Source organism: Vibrio sonorensis, from assembly GCF_001854765.1.
Lineage (GTDB): Bacteria > Pseudomonadota > Gammaproteobacteria > Enterobacterales > Vibrionaceae > Vibrio > Vibrio sonorensis.
In genome coordinates, this window is sequence record NZ_LJJE01000060.1 from 162,093 (window position 1) to 187,359 (window position 25,267).

The 25,267-nt window shown below is 45.0% G+C and carries 15 protein-coding genes and 4 pseudogenes; 8 read left to right on the plus strand and 11 right to left on the minus strand.

Translation table 11 applies throughout. The features are described 5' to 3' along the window. Window positions 1-42: 42 nt before the first annotated feature. The 5 genes and pseudogenes from BLO31_RS10005 to BLO31_RS10030 form a co-directional block, all read right to left on the minus strand. The gene (locus BLO31_RS10005) at window positions 43-642 is read right to left on the minus strand and encodes a thiol:disulfide interchange protein DsbA/DsbL (protein ID WP_070965428.1); all 600 of its coding nucleotides are present in this window, start codon (window positions 640-642) and stop codon (window positions 43-45) included. A 71-nt stretch (window positions 643-713) separates the two neighbouring features. After that, on the minus strand, window positions 714-1,055 hold the full coding sequence (locus BLO31_RS10010; protein ID WP_070965431.1) for a hypothetical protein: 342 nt from the start codon (window positions 1,053-1,055) through the stop codon (window positions 714-716). A gap of 68 nt (window positions 1,056-1,123) precedes the next feature. Then, window positions 1,124-3,924 (minus strand): annotated as a pseudogene (locus tag BLO31_RS10020) (Hsp70 family protein). Window positions 3,925-4,010: 86 nt separating this feature from the next. Further along, a pseudogene (locus BLO31_RS10025) lies at window positions 4,011-5,881 on the minus strand (Hsp70 family protein). After that, the gene (locus BLO31_RS10030) at window positions 5,881-6,513 is read right to left on the minus strand and encodes a DUF2760 domain-containing protein (protein ID WP_070965442.1); all 633 of its coding nucleotides are present in this window, start codon (window positions 6,511-6,513) and stop codon (window positions 5,881-5,883) included. Before BLO31_RS10030 ends, BLO31_RS10025 begins: the two are co-directional and overlap by 1 nt. A gap of 320 nt (window positions 6,514-6,833) precedes the next feature. On the opposite strand from BLO31_RS10030, the gene BLO31_RS10035 reads away from it, so the two are divergent. Both BLO31_RS10035 and BLO31_RS10040 read left to right on the plus strand, forming a co-directional pair. Further along, the gene (locus BLO31_RS10035) at window positions 6,834-8,360 is read left to right on the plus strand and encodes a sensor domain-containing diguanylate cyclase (RefSeq protein ID WP_070965530.1); all 1,527 of its coding nucleotides are present in this window, start codon (window positions 6,834-6,836) and stop codon (window positions 8,358-8,360) included. Between the two features lie 134 nt (window positions 8,361-8,494). Continuing rightward, on the plus strand, window positions 8,495-9,025 hold the full coding sequence (locus BLO31_RS10040; RefSeq protein ID WP_070965445.1) for a 3'-5' exonuclease: 531 nt from the start codon (window positions 8,495-8,497) through the stop codon (window positions 9,023-9,025). Here BLO31_RS10040 and BLO31_RS10045 read toward each other — a convergent pair. From BLO31_RS10045 to BLO31_RS10055, 3 genes are all read right to left on the minus strand, one after another. Next, window positions 9,022-9,474, minus strand: a complete 453-nt coding sequence (locus BLO31_RS10045; protein WP_070965448.1) for a tellurite resistance TerB family protein — start codon at window positions 9,472-9,474, stop codon at window positions 9,022-9,024. The genes BLO31_RS10040 and BLO31_RS10045 overlap by 4 nt on opposite strands. Window positions 9,475-9,537: 63 nt before the next feature. Next, window positions 9,538-11,433 carry an alkaline phosphatase D family protein gene (locus BLO31_RS10050; RefSeq protein ID WP_070965454.1) on the minus strand — a complete coding sequence of 632 codons (1,896 nt, stop codon included), beginning with the start codon at window positions 11,431-11,433 and terminating at the stop codon, window positions 9,538-9,540. Between the two features lie 3 nt (window positions 11,434-11,436). Further along, complete coding sequence (locus BLO31_RS10055) at window positions 11,437-11,799, minus strand: VC1380 family protein (protein WP_070965457.1); 363 nt, start codon at window positions 11,797-11,799, stop codon at window positions 11,437-11,439. 118 nt (window positions 11,800-11,917) lie between these two features. Between BLO31_RS10055 and BLO31_RS10060 the strand changes: the two genes are divergently transcribed. The 4 genes and pseudogenes from BLO31_RS10060 to ihfA all read left to right on the plus strand — a co-directional run bounded on the left by BLO31_RS10060 (window position 11,918) and on the right by ihfA (window position 18,652). Next, entirely contained in the window at window positions 11,918-13,249 is a 1,332-nt protein-coding gene (locus tag BLO31_RS10060) for a MipA/OmpV family protein (protein WP_070965460.1), read from the plus strand. 239 nt (window positions 13,250-13,488) lie between these two features. Next, window positions 13,489-17,324: pseudogene (hrpA, locus tag BLO31_RS10065) on the plus strand (ATP-dependent RNA helicase HrpA). A gap of 99 nt (window positions 17,325-17,423) precedes the next feature. After that, the gene (locus tag BLO31_RS10070; RefSeq protein ID WP_070965464.1) at window positions 17,424-17,924 is read left to right on the plus strand and encodes a porin family protein; all 501 of its coding nucleotides are present in this window, start codon (window positions 17,424-17,426) and stop codon (window positions 17,922-17,924) included. A gap of 434 nt (window positions 17,925-18,358) precedes the next feature. Further along, window positions 18,359-18,652, plus strand: coding sequence for an integration host factor subunit alpha (gene ihfA / locus BLO31_RS10075; RefSeq protein ID WP_070965468.1), 294 nt, complete (start codon window positions 18,359-18,361; stop codon window positions 18,650-18,652). Between the two features lie 106 nt (window positions 18,653-18,758). Here the strand turns inward: ihfA and BLO31_RS10080 are convergent, their stop codons facing one another. Both BLO31_RS10080 and yeiP read right to left on the minus strand, forming a co-directional pair. Next, complete coding sequence (locus BLO31_RS10080) at window positions 18,759-19,079, minus strand: HI1450 family dsDNA-mimic protein (protein ID WP_070965533.1); 321 nt, start codon at window positions 19,077-19,079, stop codon at window positions 18,759-18,761. A gap of 2 nt (window positions 19,080-19,081) precedes the next feature. Continuing rightward, window positions 19,082-19,648: an elongation factor P-like protein YeiP gene (gene yeiP, locus BLO31_RS10085; protein WP_070965472.1), complete on the minus strand. Its 567-nt coding sequence runs from the start codon at window positions 19,646-19,648 to the stop codon at window positions 19,082-19,084. Between the two features lie 254 nt (window positions 19,649-19,902). On the opposite strand from yeiP, the gene BLO31_RS10090 reads away from it, so the two are divergent. Both BLO31_RS10090 and BLO31_RS10095 read left to right on the plus strand, forming a co-directional pair. Beyond that, window positions 19,903-20,670, plus strand: coding sequence for a nucleotidyltransferase (locus tag BLO31_RS10090; RefSeq protein WP_070965475.1), 768 nt, complete (start codon window positions 19,903-19,905; stop codon window positions 20,668-20,670). A 122-nt stretch (window positions 20,671-20,792) separates the two neighbouring features. Next, window positions 20,793-22,852 (plus strand): annotated as a pseudogene (locus BLO31_RS10095) (PTS sugar transporter subunit IIC/EAL domain-containing protein). Here the strand turns inward: BLO31_RS10095 and BLO31_RS10100 are convergent. Then, complete coding sequence (locus BLO31_RS10100; RefSeq protein ID WP_070965479.1) at window positions 22,849-25,212, minus strand: DNA polymerase II; 2,364 nt, start codon at window positions 25,210-25,212, stop codon at window positions 22,849-22,851. The pseudogene BLO31_RS10095 and the gene BLO31_RS10100 overlap by 4 nt on opposite strands. Window positions 25,213-25,267: the final 55 nt, after the last annotated feature.

Genomic DNA, 25,267 nt, shown 5'->3' on the forward strand with positions numbered 1-25,267 from the left:
AAAAAAGCCAGCATAGAAAAAATGCTGGCTTTTGCGTTTGGGCTATAGCGTCAAAAGGTAGTTGACCAATCGGTTGTAGTCATCGTAGGTTTTTATCCCTTTGCCCGTCACTAGGTATTTATTGTTTACCAGCACGCCGGGTACTCCGGTCAAGGTGCTCTTTTTGAACTCTTTATCAAATTTTCGCTGCATCGAGTTGACGACAAAACTGTTGTAGGCTGAGTCATACTGGTCAGCTGCGACACCGTGATCGATAAAGATTTGGCGCAGATCTTGTTCGTCGCGAGGCGCTTGCCCAAGATCGTGGATTTGACGAAACATAACAGGAACCATAGTCTGTTCTACTTCCAACGCCACCATAGTTGCGTAGGCCTTCGCCATTGGTAGAGCCATGTTTCCACCCATAAATCCAACGTGGACCTTCTCAAATCGCGTCTCTTGCGGCAGCGCCGGTTTTAAGTTTTCAACGATCGCCTCAAACTTATAACAGTGTGGGCAGTAGAAAGAGAAGAACTCGGTAACTTTCGATGTCGATGATTTTGGATTGTTGACGACCGTGTAGTGTTCGCCTTCTTTAAATTGAGCGGCATGAGCCGTAAACGCGAGCATAAGCCCCGCAAATAGAGCAATGAATTTTTGCATTTAAATATATTCCTACGTTAATTCTAAATAGCCGTAATCAGGCTTTACTAAACAATGTGTTAAGAGAAGAATTAAGCGATAGGAGGGCGAAACAACGAACGAGCACGCACAATTGCTTTAAATGCAGGTTCTGCAGAAATAAGAAGCAGTGATGTGAGCGGGTTTTCCAGTAGATCTACCGATTGACCGCAGGGCACTTTGAGTAAACAGACCGTAGAGCAGCCATCGTGGGGTACTTTACTTGCTGTTGTTGTGACGTGGGAAGGGCACTCGGCAACTTGGACAAGTTGAATGGTGTCTGGGTGTGCTGGAAGAATATCGTCACTTATTTGAGATGCAGAAACCTGACTGGCGACAACAAAAGCCAGTAAAGTAAAAAGTGCAGTCAAATATGAAGTGGTACGTTCCAGCATAACCTAAGTGTTTGGTTCCTTTGTTGTCATGATAACTCAAGCCAGATTGAAATCACATGAGTTTTTAGCTAAAGAAGTCGCAGACCAGTTGGCAGAGCGTCGCCAAAAGCACGTTTACTTTCCGCTTGGTCTAACTCACTAATTTCACTTACCAACTTCACCCATGATTGTGGCTGTTTGGTATGCACCAACTTGTCCACCACTTGATCTCTATACTGTTCATCTATATCAATTTGTCGATCACCAGTTTTTCGACAAATCATCACCGTGGCAAATGCTACCATAGGCTCTTTTTGCCAATCTTGTTCAAGTAGCGAAGGTAACCATTGCTGAGCTTGTTCCCGAGGATGATGTTGTGCTGACTACCGTATAAGCTAACGCGTGAGGCAAGGCGACCCACGGCCCACCAGTGGGCGGATTGGTAAGAAGATTGATGTAGCGCTTTACTCATAAACCAAGTAGCTAAGAGGGTTTTGTCTTCTATATCCAAATGTTCTAATGATGCGGCAAGGCGGACCATTGCTTCGTAACCCATATCCTGTGCCGCTTTGGCTGACTTAGGGTTCTTCATCGCGCCAGGGTGAAGGTATTTCGCGATATCAGCCAATATGGTTTCTTGCTGCTCGATGTCAAGGCCACCGGCAATTCGTCGCCAAAATACCCACCAGTCGGTCCAGCCTTGGTGGTTTTTAAATTGAATACCTTGCTGGTACAACGCCCATATTTGCTCCATGCGCCAACTGTCTGTGGCATCACCAAAGCCCGGTCGCAAAGAAAAACCCGCCAGTCGCAACCAGTTTTTTTCGTGTTGCTCAGAACGGCGACGACGTTTTCGGCCTTTACTGAGACTATCGAAGAGTGTTCTTAGAGTATGGAAGTCCCACTCTTCTTTTTTGCCCAGACGTTTTTCTAACGACTTGTTTAAAGTCTTAATGATCAGCCCGTCATCGCTCTTTTTGTTTCCACTGTAGGCCTTAGCGATTAAGTCCTGACATTCCAATAGCTTAGGTGAGCTTGTTTCTATCTCTTCTTCAACTTGCTGATGGCGAACTTCAAATTCGAGCGACCAACGCCTATCGTCCTCAACACTAACGCATTCCATTTTTAGCGTGCCTACTTCGGTTAACTGACAGGCTAGCTGAACTTCGACTCGTTGTTTTTGATTGGCAGACAATTCGATGTCGCTGCCTTCTAGAGTAGAAATATAGGGTGGAAGTGGAGAGAAAAGATCAGGGTTGACGTCTAGCATGAGCCCATTAACGATTTTGGACTCTTCGCTAAGCTGGTCATGTGTGGAAGTCAGCAGATTAAATTTAACGGGTTCGCCAAGGGTCAATGAAAAACGCCTTCCCGTTAAACGGATCTCTTGTCCTTCTTCGGTGCCTTTCGCCAACAAGCATAGGGCTTTAGATTTCTGTTTTTTCTCTTGCAAGTGCAAAAAATAGGAACGAGCACTACCGCCACCTATTTTTAGTTGAACCCCGCGACGCGCCTTGCTAAAAGCGACTGCACCCAATGCCACGGACGTGTCAGGGGAGGGGTTATTTAACAAGGTAATTGAACGTCCCAACCAGTTGGACAGCAATTTTTCTATGCGAGCAGTAACAAGTGGGCTATTAAACACACCGCCATTGAGCAACAGAGCCACGGGAATAGCCGCTTGACTCGCGTCGTACCCCTCATGATCGCGAAGCGCATCCCGAGAAACTTGCTGATGCTGATTTAAGAATTCAGCTAGGTGTTTACTGACTGCTGGATCAGAAACGTAAGGCAATCCAAACTCGACAACGGCACTTCGCCTCTTGTCAGGTAATTGATGGAATTCAGTGAGAGGAAAAAAGCCATCAAACGCTATCTGATGAACTTCGTCTTTGGCTAAGGTTACGCTTTTTGTTCCACCCAAGAGTTTAGAACCACTACCCAACATGGTAATTTTTGTTGATTCTGGAGCGTTAGGAGAGAGGAGCGATTCTTTCGCACTTCTCGTTTGCTGAATGAGCTTAGTCAGTGCAGTGGCATTGAGCTTTTTACTTTGACTAAATCTCTGTTCAGCCAAGTGCGCCAAAGCTAAATCTAAGTTGTCACCACCAAGCATAAGGTGCTCGCCCACACCAATGCGGTCTAAGCTCAACGATTGTTGGTGATATTTAGCCTGAATTAAGCTTAAGTCGGTGGTGCCCCCACCCACGTCACAAACGAGAACTAAAGGTAGGTTAGCCAAAACTTCTTTAGCACTGTCTTTATGGCGTGAGTACCAGTCATAGCAAACGGCTTGCGGCTCCTCTAGTAGAAGGATCTGATTTAATCCCGCAAGATGGGCAGCTTCAATCGTCAGTGCTCGCGCAGTTTCATCAAACGATGCGGGTACTGTCACCACAACGTCTTGGTCCTCTAGAGGATTTGAAGGGTGTCGGTGGTTCCACGCTTGGCGTATATGGTTTAAATAACTCGCGCTGGCCACAAGAGGGGAGACTTTTTCACAATCTTTACTGGCCCAAGGTAGGATTTCCGCTCTGCGGTCAACGCCTTGGTGAGATAACCAACTTTTGGCGCTAGAAACTTGTCGGCCTTCTACCTTGGCACCGAGCTCTCTGGCCCACTCGCCAATAATGACACTGGGAATATCACCGCCAACTGAGTGCTGATCCCATGGTAGTTCAAGGTCACTTTGAGAAAATTGTCCTTGAACTGCATGATAGCGAAACGAGGGAAGCAGAGGACGCCTTACTACTTCACCTGGTCCAATTAACTGGTCAATCTCAAAAAGCTGCACTGGAGAATTTTCAAGATCATCATTGATTTCACAAAAGGCGACTACGGTGTTGGTCGTCCCTAAATCTATGCCGACGAGAAAGCAAGGTGCTGACATATGTTCCTCTTTGAGATTAAACAGAATGGATAAGGTCTGGCGGCATCAATTTATGCCGCCAGACCCATTAAAGTGCAAAGAAACGCTTATGCTTCTTCTCGAACATCGAACTCTACATGCCATTTCTGGCCGTTATCACTCGCTATCGCTTCAAGCTGAAGAGTGCCGACTTCGGTGACGCGTGTTGCCAACGTTACTGGAACGACTTCCCCCTCTCGTCGACCTTCTGAAACGGGCAGTGTCACTTGAATCTCTGGTAGCTCTTCTAACTGTTCTGGAGCCCAATGGTCAAGATGCGTTCCGGCAGTGTCTTCTCGCCTTACGGTAGAGCCAAAGAACTGGAAATGGACAGGCTGACCAATAATCAAGCCAAACTCCTGACTTGGTACTTCTGAAGAGGTGCCTTCTTCCATACCGAAAGGAGCAACACACAAGGCTTCCATTGGGGCGGGCATACCGGGAATAGCGGGCATAGCACTCTCGATACCCACGTAATAACTCGATGCAATACCGCCGCGAATTCGTACCCCGTTGCCTTTGCGAACGTTGCCGTAATATGCGGCTCCACTCGCGACAGCAAGATCGAGATCTGCGCCTGATAGCACCTTAGCTTCCGTCGAACCAGCCTGCGTGAGCCATTGGTTGATGGTCTGAGTCAATCGCTGAGCGAGTAAAGAAGATTTGAGTACACCACCGTTAAAAAGCAGAGCCGTAGGTTTGATAAACTCGTTAGAGCTTCTTCCCATGCCCGGCATATTGGCAAACGGATCGAAAGAGGCGGAGTTTGGCGCTGAGTTCGCCCCCTGGGCATTGGCTTGCTTAGTCAAGAAAGCGGCAATGTGGCGTGTTATGCCCGCGTCTTGCGCGTATGGCAAGCCCATTTGGGTCAATGCTCCGCGGGAGCGCTGTACTGGGTGCTCTTCAATACCGACAGCAGGGAAAAATCCGTCAACAAGGGTTTGCTGAACTTCTTGCTGAGTGAGTTCGGTTTTTAGGGTCGCGCCCAATAATTTAGAGGTTCTACTTGGAACAACAATGGGAACTGAGCCCAGTTCACTGTTGTTGAGAAGGGCTTCTTTTGCATCTCGACAAGCGTGAGTCATTGCTTGGATCTGCCATGGTTGAAGCTCTTTTCCTTGCTCGGCGAGTTTTACTTTCAGTCGGTAAGCGAGTGCTAAATCCATATTGTCACCGCCCAGCAGAATATGCTCGCCAACAGCAATACGGTTGAAGCTTAGGTTTCCTTGATCTTCGTTGACTTCTACCAACGAAAGGTCCGTTGTGCCGCCGCCGATATCGACCACGAGTACCATATCCCCAACGCTGACCTGTTCTCGCCAAGTGTCCGCTGCGTTGTCAATCCAGTTATAAAGAGCGGCTTGCGGCTCTTCTAGTAGTGTCAGATGTTCAAAGCCCACTGCTTTTGCTGCTTCGGCGGTCAGCTCTCTCGCTGCTGGATCAAAGGAAGCCGGTACAGTGATGGTGACTTCTTGTTCTTTAAGCGGTGCTTCGGGGTGGGTATGGTCCCACGCGGCACTTAGGTGCTCAAGATAGAGTTCGGTGGCGCGAACCGGTGAAACTTTTTCTACTTCCTCCGGACTTCCGGTAGGAAGGAAAGCTTGATGGCGGTTGACGCCACCGTGACACAACCATGATTTGGCACTGGCCACCAAACGGATAGGTGTTTTTGCCCCTAGATTTCTAGCTATGGCACCAACGAGCGCTTTAGGCTCTTGCGACCAAGGTAAAACACGTGACGTCGGGTTCATTTCATGTTCGTGTGGTTGGTAGAGGAAAGAACCAGTTGTGCCTTCTCTTCTACTTTACCGGGAGCAGTAAGCTGGGCGATAGGCATTACTTCAACTTTTGCGTCTTCGTTGTGGGTGTCTAAAAAGGACAACACACAATGGGTGGTGCCTAAGTCAATCCCAACACTGTAGCGAGGTGAGTTTTCCATTACAGCTCGACCTCTGCTGGTGCGATCACACTGGAATCGTAGTCTTTTGCCAGCTTCGGCAGTTTTACGTCCGACGCTTTCCAACCTTTGTGGACTAATGTGCCAGTAAATGGGGCGCTGCCTGTCACTTGACCAGTTAGACGTACTTCTTGAGCGTTAAAGCCTTCTTCAAGTGTGACGCGACTTTCTTCTTCTTCGCTGCGTACGGCGCTAAGAACAAAGTACTCATTCAACACTTTTTCACCACCTGCGTGAATGACACGAGCTGCAGCGCCGACTTCTTCATCAGAAAAGGCACTGACATCCTCTTTAAGGAAATCAATTAGGCGTGCTTCTTGTTGCAGAAGTGAAAGCAGTTGTAGGGCAGAATCCGTATCAGCAGTAGCGAGTTTTGATTCTACTTCAACAACTTTCTCTACCACTTTTTCCACTTCGACTACTTTTTCAACTTCGACGATCTTTTCTACTGGCTTTTCGACTTCGACGATTTTTTCAACCGGTTTTTCTACTACTTTTTCAATGACGTTTGATTTTCGAGAGACCGCTACGATAAGTAATAGCAGACTAGATGCAGTCAAACCTGCATGTAGCATATCGAAAGTGTGAGGAATCAGTTGTAGGTCAAATGTCATAGTTTTACTCTTTTCAACTATTAAGCGTTCAACGCAGTGCGCCGGCCGCATCAATCTTGCAATAAATCAAGAGAACACTGACTTTCTCTTGAAGACAATGAGTTTAAATTTGGGGGCAAATGGTATCACATTCAAGTGCTGAACCATTGAGAATTGGGCTTTGAAGCGCTTAAGTGAGTTAAATTTAGACACTTTGCAATGCAGAGAAGCTATTGTGGCACAGCAAATTAATCTGTTTGAAGAATATTTTGTTGTAGTCCACTTTTTAACGTTGAGACTTCCGCTAAAATGAAGGGGTTATGGTAAAGCGATCAATAGCTATGAAGAGTCTGTCTCAAAATCAAGTTCGCTACCCGCTGGTCACCTTTTTGGTAGCAGTGCTTCTGACCTGTTTACTCTTGTTTGTCGTCCACGATAGACAGAAACAGTATCGCTTTGTCCTGTTCGACAACTTAGCGGCTAGAGAAGCCTTAACACTGCAGGAGTTTTTACACAGCGATATTGAATATATTGGTGCTGGTGCCAATTTTTTTCACTCCACTGACTCAGATGATTGGATAGGCTTTCAGATATTTGCCTCGCAGCTAGTCGCAGCGTCAGATAGTTTGATTGCGCTGCAATGGCTACCTAAAGTTGAACTCTCTGATATCGAAAAACACGAAGAGGCGTTAAAAAAACGCTTTCCAGACGCTGCTTTGTATACCGTCGCTTCTCAGGGGCAGAAGTTGTATGGACAGCTAGCTGATAGGTCAGAGCCCATATTTGTGACCTCTGATATTTACCCCTTATCAGAGCAAAACAGGCGTCTACTAGGTTTTTATTCGACTCAATCGCGTTTCAAAAGGGTAGTGGATAACCTTTCTATGCGACACAAGCCCAGCGTATCCGATAAAGTGCGCTTGATTCAGGACGGGTTGGGCTCGGACATTCGAAAAGATGGTTTGCTAGTCTATCATCCCGTTTACACGCGATCTTCTCATCACGAATTGGCAGGCATTGTAATTGGTGTTATCCGTTCAACGGCTTACTTTGAGAAGTTATTGGTAAAAACGGCGGCGGAGCAACATTTAATGGTGAGGGTCGTCGATCAAGGCTATGACTCGGAAGACGCTCCTATTCTATTTGAAAGCCCTCATTGGGCTGACTCGGATGGATTACAGATGAGTAAAGTTATCCTCCTTCCCAACCGTACTTGGCGTATAGAGTTTAAACTTCCACAAGTACTGACGACCAAAGACAAGCTATTGCTTCTAGGGCTCGCTTTAGCTGGCGCTATGATCGCTCTGCTGCTGACCTATGTTGTTTTTTTGCAAACCCGCGAAAGAGAGCATTTGGCCGTTATGTTAGCTGAAAGAACAGCAGAGCTAGAGTATTTGGTCGACCACGATGCACTAACGGGTTTATACAACCGGCGGGCGTTTAACCGATTTATGGGAGACCGTATCAGGTGTAATGAACATTTCACCTTAGTGGGCTTTGATATCGACCGCTTTAAAACCGTTAATGATAATTATGGACACGTGGTTGGTGATAACATCTTATGCCATATATCCACCGTGGTAACAGCAAATATCAAACAAGACGATGTGTTTGTTCGCATGGGAGGAGACGAGTTCTGTATCCTAAGCGCAGTAACCGATCCCATAGAATTGCACCACTATCTGGAAAACATACGCCATCAGGTTGAGGTATCACCACTCGATTTACACGGTGAATCCTTGGTGGTTACAATGAGTGTCGGAGCCGTGGTTCGTTTGGATGAAGATGCTGAACAATTACTTCAAGCGGCTGATGCTCAGCTTTATTACAGCAAAGAAGCCGGTAGAAATACCGTTAGTATAGGGTGATATTTCACCAGCAAGTCCATGCTTGAATAGAACTCGGTGGTTTTTCGCAATTTTTTGTTGTTGGACAGGTCGAGATTTAGCGGGCACTGTTGTAGAATCTGCCACTTTTGCAATACACCTAACAAAGGCAAGTTATGAATCACAATCGCGTTGTCTGTTTCGATTTGGAAATGTGCTGTTGGAACGAAAATGGTGTAGGTACAACAGGCGAAATTATTGAAATCGGCTTGGCTGAAATAGATCTAGTCAAAGGTGAAATCGTTAAGCGCGCTCAATATTATGCAAAACCGGAAAACGATGAAATCTCTGCTTTTTGTGTTGAGCTAACGGGCATCACTCCACGGAAAATTGAAAAACAGGGCCGGCCTTTAGAGTCTGTTCTTCAATCTATGGTCAAAAACTTTGGCGGCGCAAACAAAATATACGCTTCGTGGGGGCGTGATGATCTTATTTTGAAAAGCGAGTGTGAGGCTAAAGGTATAGAGATGCCATTTAAAGAGTTTATTAACTTGGCGACCTTATACCGCATTCAGCATCGCTTGAAGGATAAGCGCATTGGCCACCGAGAAGCGCAAGACAATCAGAATATTGAATGGGAAGGGCGCCAGCACTCCGGTTATGTCGATGCTTACAATTTGGCTAAGCTGGCTTTGACCATGCTTTAGGTTTTATCCCCAGTTACTGTCAGTTTTGCTCGAATGAATTCACTGTGATCCACATAGAGAAGCTCGGCTGTTTTTCTAATTACCGCGTCTTCCAGTGGATCGATCTCACCGTCAGCATGGGCGACTTCCCACATGGCTTTAATGAGCTCGATTCGCGTTTCTTGACTCAGTGCTCGTAGCTGAGAAGTAAAGTCATAGAGAGACGCCGACTTTTTAACTTGGCTTTCCGACCGTGTTAACAGCGCCTTGGCTTCTTGTTCATCTAGGCCAAGTAATCGACGAAGTAAATCCAACTTTGCCAATCTTTCTTTTTCATCGATCTGGTAATCTGCCCCTGCTACTTCACATAGCAGACAAGCAATGGCTAGATTGGAATCCGTTCCCCCTTGGTGGGCGAGGTCTTCTCCTTCCAGCAACTGTTTAAACAGAGAAGTGATTGAATTGAGCATTAGCGTCACCTTGTTATCTTATAGATCTCTTTATACATGGCACTGGATCACCTAAATAACAAGTCACCTTGAGTCAATTGACGGAAAACTAACGGAGTCACCACGTCCAGTAAGAATGGTGATACTTTCAGGTTTTCCGTGAGGATCGAGATGCAACTCTCCAATGGCACTTGAGTTGACGAGAAGTTTCGCCGAGTTGTTGTCTGGTTTGCGTTTAAAAATCTTGAGCCTTTTGCGTTTGGTTAGCCAGTTTAAGGGAGAACGCGGAGAGTAGAGCAGGCGATCCATGTAGTCACAAGCAGACAGTAGGGGTTCTGGAAACTCGTTTTTAATGCCACTACAGGTGATTTGATAAATGTTTGGGCTCGATTTTCGATACCTTAGTTTTATGTCGTAAGCGAACGAGTAATGCACATCACCAGAAAGGATAACAAAGCTGCTAGGTGTTTTAGTATGAGTAAAGATACTCAGCAAGGTGTTCGCACTTCCCGGATGCGCCATCCAGTTTTCCGCGTCAATCAGAAGAGGGTAGCCCAAGTTGGTCATGCCTCTTTGCAGGGCCTCGATAAACTTGACACCAAACATAGGAGCCGCTGAAACGACAATAACTTTGTCTTGGTGCATCAGTTCTTGCTGAAACTCGATAAGTGCTTCCCAGTCCATCAAACCCGAAGGTTTGTTCATTCTAGACTCTGAGCGCCATCGTCGAGTTCGAGTGTCCAAAACGACGACTTTTGGAGTGGTTTGAATACAGAAATGCCACTTTTCGAAGCGGTACAAATAGTCAATAAACTGATTTTGATGTTTGAGTGAAGGTTGATCAAAGTAGGCATTTGCCACGCCAAGGAACTCACTGTTAAAGTTGTCGGGTTCGTTCCCCCAGCCCTGAAACAGCCAATACGCAATCAGTCCATTGCCTATGACCCGTTTGGAGAAGAGATTCGAGTAGGCGGCTTGCTCCCAACCTATAGTGAGGTTCCAGTCGTCGGTTATATCGTGATCGTCAAAAATCATATAAGTTGGAATATGACTTAACAATCTGGCTACCGAAGGAAGCCCATCAATAAAACCTTGCAAGTGCGGAAGGTCTTCATCCCATTTACTTTGCCACTCTGTTGAGAGCGTCTGTCCATTTACCTCAAAGCGGTTTGACTGGATTCGTTTGACATCAACCAAACTCCAAACCACCGGTGACCATGTAAGCAGATACATAGCCATAAACTCAGCGAGTGAGATAAGGTGGTTTTCACTTTCTCTGGAGCTGAAAATGGGGACTTGGGGATTGGGAAGCCATCGCGTTAATAATGAGCGTTGTTTTTCGCTGTTCGGTAAAAGTCGTTCTCTCCCGCAGTAACAGTCAGGGTGTTGGTAGAGTTCACTCGCGCTATTGAATGGAGCCTGTTCAAACTCTTCATCATAGAGGCCTAATCGTTCTATTATTTGTATTACCGCATCAAGCATAGGTGTCGAAACGTGGTCGGCATAGATTTGATCGCCACTCATTAACAGCATATCGGGGCGCGTTTCTAAGGACTGTATCGAAACTTTTTTGTCTGCTTGTACTAAAGCGTCTTGACTAGGGTGATGAGGATTTCTACAAGAGCCGTGCAGTATATAATCTGCTTTGGTGGAAATAGTGAATTGCGGCCGAACCTCATCTTCATAGAGTAGGTGAGGGTTAAGGCTGCTAAGCGGTCCATGTTGGGTGTCAAACTCATAACTCAAAGCAAGGTGAGTTGGAAACTCTCCCTGAAAGTGTGCCAATACGACATAGGCGTGTTGCCCGACTCGTATCTGTTGGCATTGACTGAGGTCAGATTGAAACAGAGCGCCTTGCTGGGAAAATAAGGTAAAACTTCCTTGCAGTGGCTCACTGGTTGCCAACCAAAACACCAAGTCTTTTGATGTGGCTTTTCTTAAAATAGGACCCGCTAAGATCAAAGGTAAAGTAGAGTTCATGAACTATTCTGGGCTGTTAGGTACTTCGGGATCTTCCAAAACTTCAATGATTTCGGAGCTGGATTTTTCATGACCCATTAAAAACAGTGCTAACATCGCATCTGCTTTGGTTTTGGTGTCACTTGCATCATCCAGTATCTGTTCAAACTTGTGTCGTATCATCTCGATTTCATGTTCGACAAAGCCACGCCCCTCCTCTTCACCCTGAATATCTTCTGGAGCGTTGTCAAATTGTAGAAACAAATGCTGACCATTATGGTCGCACTGAGTCAATTGTTCAGGTAGCCACTCTTCACCAGTGACAATATCGGGATTAACATCTTCAGGTAAAGAATTTAAGATATCCCTAAGTTCAGACGCTTTCACAGTAACACTACTTAAACTACATTATCTTTTTATTGTAACGGCGAATGGGATTGAAACCTAAATAATCATGGCTCAATAGAGTGTAAATTGAGTCAAAGCTCCGTTTTTTGGTAAATAAATGAACAACTTTTCAAAACTCGCTAGTGCGATAGTGATTGCTTTAAGTCCTATTTATACCTCTGCTGCCTTGGCTTCTAACTACCAAGAACAAGAATGGGGCATTGCGGCTGCTTTTCGGATGGCATCCATACCGTTTAGTACTGATAGTGCCGACCAAAGTGTCAGCACGTTTGTCCCTATGCTCTATTTTGACAACGAATACTTTTTTGCTAGTGGGACGGAGGGCGGAGTCTATCTGTACGAGTCAGAAGATGATAAGTGGTCGGTGAGTGGTTTGTCTCGAATGCGCTTTGTCGATATTCCGGCCTCTTCCCAAAACGCGATACAGGGCGATACCTTTGATTTTGGTATTCAGTTGAAGTATCAATGGCGGGATAACTGGTCGCTAGAAAGTGAGTTGATGAGTGATAAGTCCTTTAATTGGCACAGTAATTTTCGATTAAAAGGGGACTATCAGTTCGAAGATTGGTGGCTATCGCCTTCCGCGACACTGAGGTGGAAGGATGCGGGCTTTAACAGCACCTACTACGCTTTTTCAGACTATCGACCTGAGTATGAAAAGATCGGTGCAGGTATAGACGTCAACCTTGGTATAGAGGCTCGATATCACGTGGTGTCGAACTTGTATTTATTAGGGGCTGCCAGCGTTACTTCCCTCGAATCCAGCGTTTATCAAACTGAAATCGTGGTGGACCGCTATCAAGGAGAGTTCTACTTAGGTTTTGGTTTCTTCAACGATATCGACAAACCGAGAAAGCCTGCCTTAGATAACCGCGCTTATTTAAGAGTAGCTCACGGCTGGGCTACACCATCAAATATTGGACAAATCCTTGCTTTTGAAACCGAAAAAGATCCTTACAATAATCAATTGACGTCACTGTTCTATGGACACCCATTAACCGACGAGCTGTTTGGCGTTCCTCTAGATATCTACCTAACGCCGGGTATCGCGCATCATTGGTCTTCGCAAGTACAGTCCTCAAGTACCGAATTCATACTCGCGGTAAAAGCTTATTATACCTTTGATTGGCCAACGAAGTGGCGATTTGGTGTAGCGGAGGGGCTGTCATACATTGATTCAGTCACGTACATCGAATACAACGAACTGATTAATGAAAAAGAGTACACAAATACTAGCAATCTTCTGAATTACTTAGATTTTTCTATTGATGTTAACTTAGGTGATCTACTTAGTAATAAGGATTTGGATAATCTTTGGCTTGGCTACTCTATTCATCACCGCAGTGCGATCTTTGAAAAGGCTTCTCAATATGGGCGAATCAAAGGGGGCAGTAATTACAACACCATCTATTTACAGTGGACGTTTTAGATGTTGGTTGCAGGCGGCGGACCATTCCGCTGTTTGTGTTGTTTCGCCGTTTAAACCTGCTGATAAACCTTTCTTTTTACGAGTAGCCTAGGTTAGTCATCTTGCTCGTCAGTTGTGATACAATCCCGCCAGTTTTTAAAAGTAATTAAGTAGGAAACGCTTTGACTTCGTCACAGCCAGAGAATCACAAAGCACAACCCAATAGTGCTCAGACCCTTCGTCACGCCCTTAAACAGTGTATGCTGCGTGACCGATTCCGATTAAGTAAAAGAATTTCAGGTGCCTCTAAAATCAAAAAGGAAGCATCTCGTAATGCGGTGTTCGATGAGATCGCGTTAGACATTGCCAAGTCAATGTCGCAAGCAGAACAAAGGGCGGCAACCAAGCGACTATCAATTATCCAGAGCTATTGCCCGTTAGCCAAAAGAAAGACGATATTGCAGCTGCTATTGAATCTAACCAAGTGGTTATTGTGGCCGGTGAAACGGGTTCTGGTAAAACGACTCAGCTTCCTAAAATATGTGCTGAGCTCGGCAGGGGTAAGTACGGTCTAATCGGTCATACCCAGCCGAGAAGGTTAGCAGCTAGGTCGGTTGCAAATCGCATTGCAGAAGAGATGGAATCTGTACTGGGTGAGTTTGTCGGCTATAAAGTTCGATTTAACGACCAAATCTCTGAAAACACACAAGTCAAACTAATGACTGACGGTATCTTACTGGCTGAGATCCAGCATGACAGATACTTAAACCAGTACGACACTATTATCATTGATGAAGCCCACGAGCGCAGCCTGAACATCGATTTTATTTTGGGCTATCTGAAAGAGTTACTACCTAAACGCCCAGACTTAAAAGTCATTATTACTTCGGCAACCATTGATCCAGAGCGTTTTTCTAAGCACTTTGGTAACGCGCCTATTATTGAAGTGTCAGGGCGTACCTATCCCGTGGAAACGCGATATCGCCCATTGAGTGGTTCCGATGACGGCGATCGAGATCAGTTAGAAGGTATTTTCGAAGCAGTTGACGAGCTTTGCGATGAAGGATTAGGCGATATTCTAATCTTTATGAATGGTGAGCGAGAGATCCGCGACACCGCGGATGCGTTGAGCAAGAGAAACCTAAAGAGTACCGAAATTGTACCTCTTTACGCTCGTCTATCAGCGGGAGAACAGAACAAAATCTTTCAGCCCCATAGCGGTCGACGAATTGTGTTGGCAACGAACGTCGCTGAAACCTCATTAACCGTGCCGGGTATTAAATACGTTATCGATCCGGGTACGGCTCGAATTAGCCGTTACAGTTATCGAACTAAGGTTCAGAGATTACCTATCGAAGCAATATCTCAGGCGAGTGCGAACCAGAGGAAAGGTCGTTGTGGACGTGTTGAAGAGGGCATCTGTATTCGCCTTTACTCTGAAGAAGAGTTTGTGTCACGTCCCGAGTTTACTGACCCAGAGATCCTGAGAACAAACTTAGCATCGGTTATTTTACAAATGACAGCGTTGGGGCTTGGCGATATTCAAGCTTTTCCATTTGTCGAAGCACCAGACAAGCGAAATATACAAGATGGTGTGAGGCTATTGGAAGAACTTGGTGCCATTAACCCACTAGCCAAAGATCCGAAGAAACGCCTTACTGCTGTTGGTCGCCAATTGGCGCGTTTGCCAATTGACCCTAGATTAGCGCGCATGGTTTTAGAGTCGCCAAAATACGGCGCACTTAAAGAAGTCATGATTATTGCCTCTGCGCTTTCGATTCAAGATCCGAGAGAGCGCCCTAGTGATAAACAGCAATCTTCTGATGATAAGCATCGCCGATTCTTCCACGAGGAATCCGATTTTCTAACTTTTGTTAACCTTTGGGAATACTTGCAAAAGCAGCAAAAGGCATTGTCTGGTAATCAGTTCCGAAAACAGTGTAAGCAGGACTACCTCAACTATCTTCGCATTAGAGAATGGCAGGATGTGTATTTCCAAATTCACCAATCTATGCGTGAAATGGACTTTAAGCTCAATACAGAAGCGGCGAACTATCAAGCGGTACACAGTGCGATTTTGGTGGGACTGCTTTCCCATATCGGCGTAAAAGATCAGGAAAAGAATGAGTATCAAGGGGCTCGGAATGCTCGTTTCAACATTTTCCCTGCTTCAGGACTGTTCAAAAAGCAGCCCAAGTGGATCATGTCGGCGGAGTTGGTTGAAACGTCTAAGCTTTGGGGGCGTATCATTGCCAAAATTCAACCTGAGTGGATTGAGCCACAAGCTAAACACTTAATTAAACGCAGTTACAGTGAGCCTCATTGGTCTAAAAAGCGCGCCGCAGTCATGGCTTACGAAAAAGTCATGCTTTATGGGATCCCGATCGTGCCTAAACGATTGGTAAACTATGGTGCAATAGACTCTGTAGTCAGTCGCGAGATTTTTGTTCGAAGCGCGCTAGTTGAAGGTGAGTGGGAAACAAAGCACGCCTTTTTCAAGCAAAATCGAAAGCTATTGGCAGAAGTTGAAGAGCTAGAGCACAAATCACGACGTAGAGATATTCTTGTCGACGACGATGAACTGTTCGATTTTTATGACCAACGCGTCAGTACTGAAGTCGTTTCAGGGCGACACTTTGACACGTGGTGGAAGGCGGTATCCAAACAGACTCCAGACCTACTGAATTTTGAAAAAGAGATGCTGTTTAAAGGCGATGCAAGTCATGTTACCGACTTGGATTACCCCAACTTCTGGCATCAAAATGGACTGAAACTAAAGCTGAGTTATCAGTTTGAACCGGGCGAAGACAACGACGGTGTAACGGTTCACATTCCTCTTCCAGTATTAAACCAAGTTGATGCCAACGGTTTTGACTGGCAAATTCCGGGTTTGCGTCATGAGCTGGTGGTTAGTCTGATCAAGTCTTTGCCCAAGACTCTGCGCAAGAACTTTGTTCCCGCTCCCAACTACGCAGACGCCTTTTTAGCCAGAGTGACGCCGATGGAAGTGCCTTTGCTTGATGCGCTGGAAAAAGAGCTGAGACGAATGACAGGTGTTGAAGTACTTAGAGAGGATTGGGCGCTGAACCAGATCCCAGAACACTTGAAAGTCACTTATCGCGCAGTTGACCACAGAAATCGCAAGCTGAAAGAAAACATGGACCTTTACGAGCTCAAAGAGAGCTTAAAGGAAAAAGTTCAGCAAACACTGTCTAAAGTTGCCGACGACGATATCGAGCAACAAGGTTTGCATACGTGGAGCTTTGGAGAACTGCCAAAAGTCTATTCACAAAAGCGCGGTGGTTATGATGTAAAAGCGTACCCAGCGATTGTGGACAACAAAGACAGCGTAGAGATTAAGCTTTTTGAAACTGAGCAAGAGCAAATTAACGCGATGATGGCAGGTCAGCGACGCTTAATCTTGTTGAATGTGCCTTCGCCGATTAAATATCTGCATTCAAACCTACCCAATAAGTCCAAGCTGGGCTTGTACTTTAATCCATATGGAAAAGTACTCGATCTTATCGACGATTGTATCGCTTGTGGCATCGACAAGTTGATCGAAGAGCAAGGTGGGCTGGTTTGGGAATCTGATCGATTCGAAAGCTTGAAAGAGCACGTCAGAGCGGAATTGGGAGATACGGTTGTTGATATCGCTAAGCAAGTGGAGACAATTCTCACGACGGCTTTCAACATCAATAAAAAGCTGAAAGGCAAAATCGATTTTACAATGGCCTTTGCACTATCGGATATCAAGGCACAAATTGAGAATTTGATATTCAAAGGGTTTGCTACAGAGTGTGGTTGGAAGCGACTACCGGATATTTTGCGTTATATGAAGGCGATTGAGCGCAGAATGGAGAAGTTGCCCATAGATCCGAACAAAGATCGCCTGCATATGTTGAAAATTGAAGCGGTTGTTCAAGACTATAAAGAGTTGTTAAACAAAATTCCGAAGGGTGTACAGATTCCACCCGAGGTAAAAGAGATACGTTGGATGATTGAAGAACTTAGAGTCAGTTATTTTGCGCAGCAGCTAGGAACACCGTATCCTGTATCGGACAAAAGAGTAAAGAATGCGATTGATGCGTGCTAGGCATACAAATTGCATCGATTCCAATATAAGTTGGAAAACTGACACTGGTAGGCAACACCTTGCCATTGCCTATAACACAAGGTGAAGAGAGAAAGTAATATGAAAAAGACACTTTTAGCGCTTGCATTAATGGGGGTATCGGCAACTGCCGCTGCAGATTCGTGGATTTACGGTGGAGTCAGTGTCGGTCAAGCCGATCTTGGTGGAGAAACGGCCACATCGATGAACATCCACGCTGGTACTGGCATTTTGCCGTTTATCGGTTTGGAAGCGGGCTACCAAAATCACGGTGATTTTGACAACGTTAATTACGGTGTTTTCCAAAGCATCGACCTAGAGGCGAGCTCTGTTTACTTTGCTGTTAAACCTAGCCTAGATCTAGGACCGTTGCATTTATACGGCAAAGCTGGTTTGCATTCATACGACTTGAAAGGACAAAACAACTCTTTCCTAGAAGATGAAATCGATACCATGTACGGTATTGGCGCAGAGTATTCTATCATGGGTCCCTTTACCGTTGGGGCGAGCTACAGTGTTTTCTCTATGAAAGAAGAAGATATCAAAAACTTTTCTCTTAATGCCACTTTCCACTTCTTATAATGCACAGCATCTCATTTGATAAAGCGTCGACTTAGGTCGACGTTTTTTTTGACAAATTAATGGCGAACGCCTAGTTTTTGGCTTTGGTTAATCTAGATGCGTAAGCGACTGATTTCACTCATTTCAATGTAAAATCATAATTTTTACTTTTAGGCATTTTTAGAGACTTATACTGAGTTAATTATCAATAAAGGTCTAATGTTTTGATTTGAAAGAATAATTTAAAATAATTAGTTACATTATCCGGTCAAATGAAAAGACTATGTTCTTGTTTTTTAAGATTTTAGGTACAGAATTTAAGAAAAAAGTTGGCGTAACTCAGAAGCTTGGCATACACTTTCCAAGGAAAGCCGATATGTTGTTGATTGGCGAGGCGAAATGCTTTGGCGCTGTCGGTTGGCAGCTATGTTTAACACAGCTTTGAGGAAAGTTTTATGGCGCTCACAAAGGCCGATCTGGCTGAGAACCTGTTTGAGAAACTCGGATACAGTAAACGGGATGCCAAGGAAACGGTTGAAGCGTTTTTCGAAGAAATTCGTAAAGCACTGGAAAGTGGCGAACAGGTAAAACTGTCTGGTTTTGGTAATTTTGACCTAAGAGATAAAAACGAACGTCCTGGTCGAAACCCGAAAACGGGTGAAGATATTCCAATAAGTGCTCGACGTGTGGTCACATTTAGACCAGGGCAAAAACTTAAGGCCCGAGTTGAGCAAATTAAAGTCGACTAATTTAGTCTGATACCTTGTTCGCGTATCAATCTACATAAATGCAGTATGTGAGATTGAGAAAAACAAAACACCCAAGCTAGCTTGGGTGTTTCTGTTTGTATTGGATTTAATCTCGCTTCCAAAGCGCATGACAGAACTTGTTGTCCGGATCTCTGCTTATCAGTAGACGAGCAAAAACATCATCTAAAACGTCATCTTCATCGTTAACTAAACCAATAACGACTTCGGCGTAAGTTTCTTTGTCTACGTCAAATCCTACATGACTCGCCCAATCATCTCGTACTTCGACCAGTTCAGCGGCTCCGCGTTCGTCAAATTGCGCAGTAAACAAGATGACATCAGCAGGCTCTAAATTGTCCGGCGCCATCTCTAGAAAGATATCGTAAGCGACATCTATCGCTTCATCATAAGAAATCAATTCACTCATGATCACGCTCGGCTCATGTATTTTTTCTCAGTAGTATTGATTACTACACGGTCACCAGTTGCGATGTATTCTGGTACTTGTACTACTAAGCCAGTAGCAAAATGCGCGGGTTTAGTACGTGCAGAGGCTGAAGCACCTTTGATCGAAGGGTCAGTTTCTTCAATAACCAACTCAACGGAAGCAGGAAGCTCAATGGCAACTGGATTACCGTTAACCAAAACAGCATGCAGACCTTGGATGTCTTCGGTGATGAATAACAGTTCATCTTCAATGTCACCCTGTTTGAAAGTGAATTGAGAGTAGTCCTCGTTATCCATGAAAATGTACTCGTCGCCATCGATGTACGAGAAAGAGATGCCTCTCTTGTTCATATCGACGGTTTCTAAAACGTCATCAGACTTATAGCGTTCATCGACGCGTGAGCCAGTTGACAGGTCAGTGCAGCGAAGTTTGTATATCTTTGCACCACCGCGTCCACCAGGAGTCGTTACTTCAATATCTTTAATTAGGAGAGTTTTGCCATTTGATTCAATCGCAAAACCTTTTTTTAATTCACTTGCCTTTGGCATGTAAACGTCCCTTCTACGTGTCTGAAAATCTCGCCGCATTATATCAGGGCACCAAGTAACCATAAAGTCCTGTAATCTGTTGTGAGTAGTTCGCCGAACGGTGAAGCCAGAGCGCCAATGAAAACCCATAATTCTAGTGTTCTAGTCGGATAGAAAGCACAATCATGGGCTATAGGTGCCGAAGCGCTTGATTCGCTCCCAACTATGCGCGAACATGTGCCAATGATTTTTCTAGGCCGAGTAGACTGGTAAGCATGTTGCTGTCCCCCATTGATTCTAAAGAACCTTTACAAGCTGAATATGAACCAGTGGTTAAAGATTTGGTTGGTTACCTAAAAGGCGGGTTAGGGGACAATCTTCACAGCGTTTATATTTGCGGCAGTGTCGCCAGAAAGTGTGCCGTACCTCATCAATCAAACGTTGATATTGTGGTAATTACGCACGACGTTTTTACTCAAGAAAAAACAACGCTGTTTAACACTATAAAATGGCAGTTCCAGCGCCGTTACCCGTTTGTCACTGAACTGGCATTTAAAACGGCTCTTGCAAAAGAAGTGGCCAGTCTAGATTCACTGTTCTCGTGGGGCTTTATGCTACGCCATACATCCATTTGTGTGTATGGTGAAAACTTGGCCGAATGTTTTGGCGATTATGAACCCAGTTGGGAAATAGCTAAACACTGGAATATGGACGTGAAAGACTGGGTAGCTGTCTATCGGCATCGAATTGCCAGAGCTGCGAATGCAGAAGAGCAGATTAAAGCTCAAGTAGCTATTGCAAAAAAACTGTTGCGAGCCAGTTACTCAGTGGTCATGCCTAAAGATAAGCGATGGTTTGATTCTCCTGTAAAGTGCGGGGAGGTCTTTCTTCAATATCACCCAGAGAAAAAAGTGGAAATCGAACGCTTGGGTATTTTGCTTGGTCAGCGCTGTATTCCTAAACGATCTGTTGTCGGACTGCTTGATGGTTTCGGACAGTGGCTGGTGAAAGAGTATAAGAAGACTGAATTTCGCATTGGTTGAGTCTGTAAGCAAAACAAGTTTACGGCCAATACTCCCCATAAAAAATCACTTTTATTAGCTGTTACTGATGTATTTGTCAGCACCTGTGCTAGGTTTATATAGGTAGACCTACGAGGTGCTTTATGCTCGACGATTCTAATACGCGTTCTGGCTCAATGAGCCCACTATCTCTGTTTGAGCGCTATGTGACCCCATCATTGCAAGCCTTGAGAGAAGGGATGATATGGCTCATCCCATGTTTAATGATTTCGTCATTTGTTCTGTTTGTCGCCTGTATTGGCGAGTTTGTGTATGGTTATCGCACTGGGCTTGTCTCTCAGTTCTACAACATCCACGGAGTGATCGCCCGTTATTTCCCCTTGCTGATGACCGCTACGATTTCCTATGTTATGGCAATGCAGTGGCGCCTACCGCGACCACCTATCGCTCTGATATCTCTTGTTCTTTTATTAATAGTGGGCGAGGTATTGCCCGAAGAACAAACCGTACTGACCTTTAACATCATTATGGCCATCGTGACTCCTTTATACGCCGTGCCTTTGATTGCTTTTTTGCTTAAGTTTGATTCGCTAAAACTGACCCGCAGTGAGAGTGCAGGGCAGTTAGTCAAAGAATCACTTAACATGGTGTTTCCTGCCATTATTACAGCCGCAGTAGTACTTGTTGTTGATTACCTAATCTTTACCACACTATCCTCGATATCATTCTTAAACTATCTGTCTGTCGACTACGCCAATGAACCTACCTTGTTTGGTATGTTGTTTGCGGCCTTGAACTCTATTCTGTGGTTTTTTGGTATTCACGGTTACTACGCCTTACTGCCCCTTGTTGACTTACTGCAAGAAGCCAGCAACTTAAATTATTCCACTGTCCTCGCTGGCGGTGCTGGCCAATACCATATGAACCTCTCCTTTATGGGAGCCTTTGTCTTTATCGGTGGGAGTGGCGCAACGCTTTCGCTAGTGTTAGCGCTATTGATTTTTAGTAAGCAGCGCAGTCTTCGCATGATAGCGATTGCCAGTATTCCGATCGGTATGATTAACGTAAATGAGATCTTGCTGTTTGGCTTGCCGATAATCTTTAACCCGCGATTGTTTTTGCCCTTTTTCCTGACCCCAATGGTCAACGTGGTGGTGGCTATGTTTGCGGTTTCACTTGGTTTGGTCGCTTCTCCAAGTGTATCTGTACCATTCAATAGCCCCGTGTTGGTCAATGCGTGGGTGGCCACTGGCGGAGATTGGGGCGCGGTACTTTTACAAGTTGCCAATGTCTTGATCGGCGTCGCCATCTATTACCCTGCAGTAAAAATGATGAATCGAAGCTCTGCGATGAAAGAGATCAAGTTGTCAGCGCTTGATACTGTTTACACGCGTCGTGAGGAAGAGGCCAAAATACTGTTGGACGATCCTATTGCGCAATCTTTACAAAAAGAGAAAGAAACAAGACAGGTAGAACGAGCGCTAGAGAACTTGAGCCACATCGATTTTTGTCTAGAGTATCAGCCGCAAATCTCACCACTGACAGGAAAAGCGGTCGGGTGTGAAGCGCTGATCAGAGCGAAAGCTCAGGACGGTGAGCTCAAATATCCGGGCTCTTTTATGCCTTGGCTAGAAAAAGCTGGTTTGATGAAAGACGTTGATCTCTGGGTGCTTAAAAAGGCAGTAAGAGATATTAGAATGCTGCACAATCAGGCATTTACCTTCCGGTAAGTATTAATGTCACTCCTGAAACCTTGGTAAGCCCCACACACTTTCAAGAGCTTGAAAAGGTCATTAAGCCCTATGCGAAACACATCCACTTAGAAATTACTGAGGAAACCCTATTGTCTGATGAGGCGCAATTGACTTATGCGTTCAACCGCCTGCACTTGATTGGTGCGAAAATTTATATCGATGACTTTGGCACGGGTTTTTCTTCTCTGAGTTACCTTAACAAATTTAGTATTGATGCTATCAAAATTGATCGCGCATTTGTTTTGGCCCTTTCTCATGACAAAGGGCAAAAAGTGTTCAATAGTATTCTGTCGGTGGCGGATGAGTTGAGTCTTGCTGTTGTAATTGAAGGGGTTGAAACAAAAGAGCAGTTATCTTTTGTCCCTCAAGATGACAGGGTGTCGGTCCAAGGGTGGTATTACGCTAAGTCTTTGGATGTTGAGCGCTTAGTCGAGTACGTCGAACGCTAAAACAAGCCCAACTGTGGTTGGCTCAAACTGTCAAAACTCAAGCCGACAAATGGTAAGATCGCCTCGGCCACTGGTCGCAACTGCTTATCGATATAATGCTGATAGTCGAGTGGACTTTTCAAGTATTCTAGGGGTTCTGGGCCTGATACCGTGATCAGGTATTCGATGTATCCCTTGTTTTGATATTGCAAAGGTCGCCCCAAATCTTGGTTGATTTCGTCGGCTATCCTCGCCGCTTTTACTTGAGGGGGGATGTTTTTTTGGTACTCATGCAGACGTCGTCTCAGACGTTTTCTGTACACGAGGTCGTCGTCATACGCTCCCGCTAATGTGTCTTCGACAAACTGCCTGATATAGTCAGAAGGGTTGTCACCGTTAAACACCAATTCGTATAGGTGTTGTTGGAATTTTTGGGCGAGGGGCGTCCAGTCTGTTCTAGCACTCTCTAACCCCTTAAATACAATTTTCTTTTCTGCGTTTTCGCCAATGAGTCCCGCATAGCGTTTCTTTGAGCCCGTCTCTTGCCCTCTAATCGTCGGCATTAAAAACTTGCGATAATGGGTTTCGTATTCAAGCTCTAAAATTGAACTTAGTGCGTACTCTTCTTTTAAGTGTTTTTCCCACCATTGATTGATATCTTCAACCAATGACTGTCCTATTTCGCTAGCCTGCTGATGGCTAAAACTGCCATTTAGGGAAACAAAGGTCGAATCCGTATCTCCGTAGATCACTTGATAGCCTTTTTGCTCTATCAACTGCTTGGTTTGTTTCATTATTTCGTGGCCACGCATAGTGATACTGGAAGCGAGCCGCGTATCAAAAAATCGACAGCCAGAGGAGCCCAACACGCCATAGAAGGAGTTCATTATGATTTTAATAGCTTGAGAAAATGCTTTTTCGTTGTTCTTCTTGGCTTTGTCTCGCGCTTGCCAAAGTTGTTCGATCATCGTTGGTAAGAAGTGTTTACTTCTATGGAACTGACCACCTCTAAATCCGGCTACCGCTTGTTTATCCTCTTTGCCCAAGGGAAGTTTTAAGCCTTCGATAAGTCCCAACGGGTCAATGAGAAAAGAGCGAATAATCGACGGATACAGGCTTTTAAAATCTAAAACTAATACCGAATCATAAAGGCCGGGGATAGAATCCATGACGTATCCACCGGGACTTGCCATCCAATTTTCTGGTTGAAGGTTAGGAGCGATATAACCAGCGCGATGAAGCCTTGGCAGATACAGGTTGGTGAACGCCGCGACACTCCCTCCCATTCGATCAAGCTCAAGGCCAGTCAATCGGGAGCGTTCGATTGCAAATTCTAGTAGGTGAGTGAGTTGAAAAATTTTACTGACCAGTACGCAATCTTGAAGGTTGTATTTAGCAAGCGCTGGTTTATCACGTCGGAACATGTGATTAATTTCAGACATGCGGTCGTGTACGTTGTGAATCTCTTTACCTTCACCAAGCAGCTCTTGGGAAACGGCTTCTAATGACCATGAGCGAAAGTGATATGTCGCATTTTTTAACGTGTCGATCCCATCCATCACGACCCTACCGGGTATCGAGATAAAATTCTGTTGTGACAAACTGGTGGTTCGAAAATAAGCGGATTGACTTCCACGACCAATATTGAGCTTTAACCCGTGAAACTGAGCCCTTTTATTAAGGAGCTTAAAATCGAAATCAATGACACTCCAACCAATGATAACGTCGGGGTCAAAGGTGCTGAACCACTCAAACATAGCCAGTAGAAGCGATTTTTCGTCTTTTACCCACTGTATCGGAGTTTCCGCTGCTTCTGGCTCTCCAATCATGATGACCCGACTATCCATTGGGCTATCGAACCCAATAGAGTAGAGAATGCCTTTTTCGGAACACTCCAAATCTAAGGAGACAGTAGTTAAAGTAGGAAGGTAGTCGCCGCTTTTACATCGAGTATTTGCATATTTGGGGTAATTCGCCGTTGAGTCGAGTTCTCCGGTGAAAACGACACTTCCTTGAATAAAGCGTTCCATCAAAAAACGGTCGGCAAGTCGGATATCGGACTCTAGAACAAGAATACCTTCTTGCTTAAAGAGTTCCGCGCAGCTTTGAGACTCTTTTATTGTATCGAAATAGCAGGCCGCCAACGCTTGATCGTCAAATGATTTCAGTGGTTTTTGCAATATCTCTAAACAAGCAAAGCGATGAGATGCCAACGAGTTGGCCTTTTCGATATCGCTCTGAGGAATAAAGAAGACCGGTCGCTCACCGCGGATCTGCAACTGAGAAGCTCCGTTGTCAGTTTTTACCCATAGCTCAATCAGAGTCGTGTTACCTACATCTCTGTTATGTCGGGTTAAAACAAAACCGTTATGGATAGTCACAAACAATACTCGTTATTACTGGTGATCGCTATAGAGCCGTTAAGCTCTATAGTAA

Excerpts from the sequence above, each read along its gene's own strand:
- BLO31_RS10010 (WP_070965431.1), bottom strand. The coding sequence starts at position 1,055 with ATGCTGGAACGTACCACTTCATATTTGACTGCACTTTTTACTTTACTG.
- yeiP (WP_070965472.1), bottom strand. The coding sequence starts at position 19,648 with ATGCCAAAGGCAAGTGAATTAAAAAAAGGTTTTGCGATTGAATCAAAT.
- BLO31_RS10040 (WP_070965445.1), top strand. The coding sequence starts at position 8,495 with ATGAATCACAATCGCGTTGTCTGTTTCGATTTGGAAATGTGCTGTTGG.
- BLO31_RS10050 (WP_070965454.1), bottom strand. The coding sequence starts at position 11,433 with ATGAACTCTACTTTACCTTTGATCTTAGCGGGTCCTATTTTAAGAAAA.
- ihfA (WP_070965468.1), top strand. The coding sequence starts at position 18,359 with ATGGCGCTCACAAAGGCCGATCTGGCTGAGAACCTGTTTGAGAAACTC.
- BLO31_RS10070 (WP_070965464.1), top strand. The coding sequence starts at position 17,424 with ATGAAAAAGACACTTTTAGCGCTTGCATTAATGGGGGTATCGGCAACT.
- BLO31_RS10080 (WP_070965533.1), bottom strand. The coding sequence starts at position 19,079 with ATGAGTGAATTGATTTCTTATGATGAAGCGATAGATGTCGCTTACGAT.
- BLO31_RS10045 (WP_070965448.1), bottom strand. The coding sequence starts at position 9,474 with ATGCTCAATTCAATCACTTCTCTGTTTAAACAGTTGCTGGAAGGAGAA.
- BLO31_RS10060 (WP_070965460.1), top strand. The coding sequence starts at position 11,918 with ATGAACAACTTTTCAAAACTCGCTAGTGCGATAGTGATTGCTTTAAGT.
- BLO31_RS10005 (WP_070965428.1), bottom strand. The coding sequence starts at position 642 with ATGCAAAAATTCATTGCTCTATTTGCGGGGCTTATGCTCGCGTTTACG.
- BLO31_RS10030 (WP_070965442.1), bottom strand. The coding sequence starts at position 6,513 with ATGACATTTGACCTACAACTGATTCCTCACACTTTCGATATGCTACAT.
- BLO31_RS10090 (WP_070965475.1), top strand. The coding sequence starts at position 19,903 with ATGTTGCTGTCCCCCATTGATTCTAAAGAACCTTTACAAGCTGAATAT.
- BLO31_RS10035 (WP_070965530.1), top strand. The coding sequence starts at position 6,834 with ATGAAGAGTCTGTCTCAAAATCAAGTTCGCTACCCGCTGGTCACCTTT.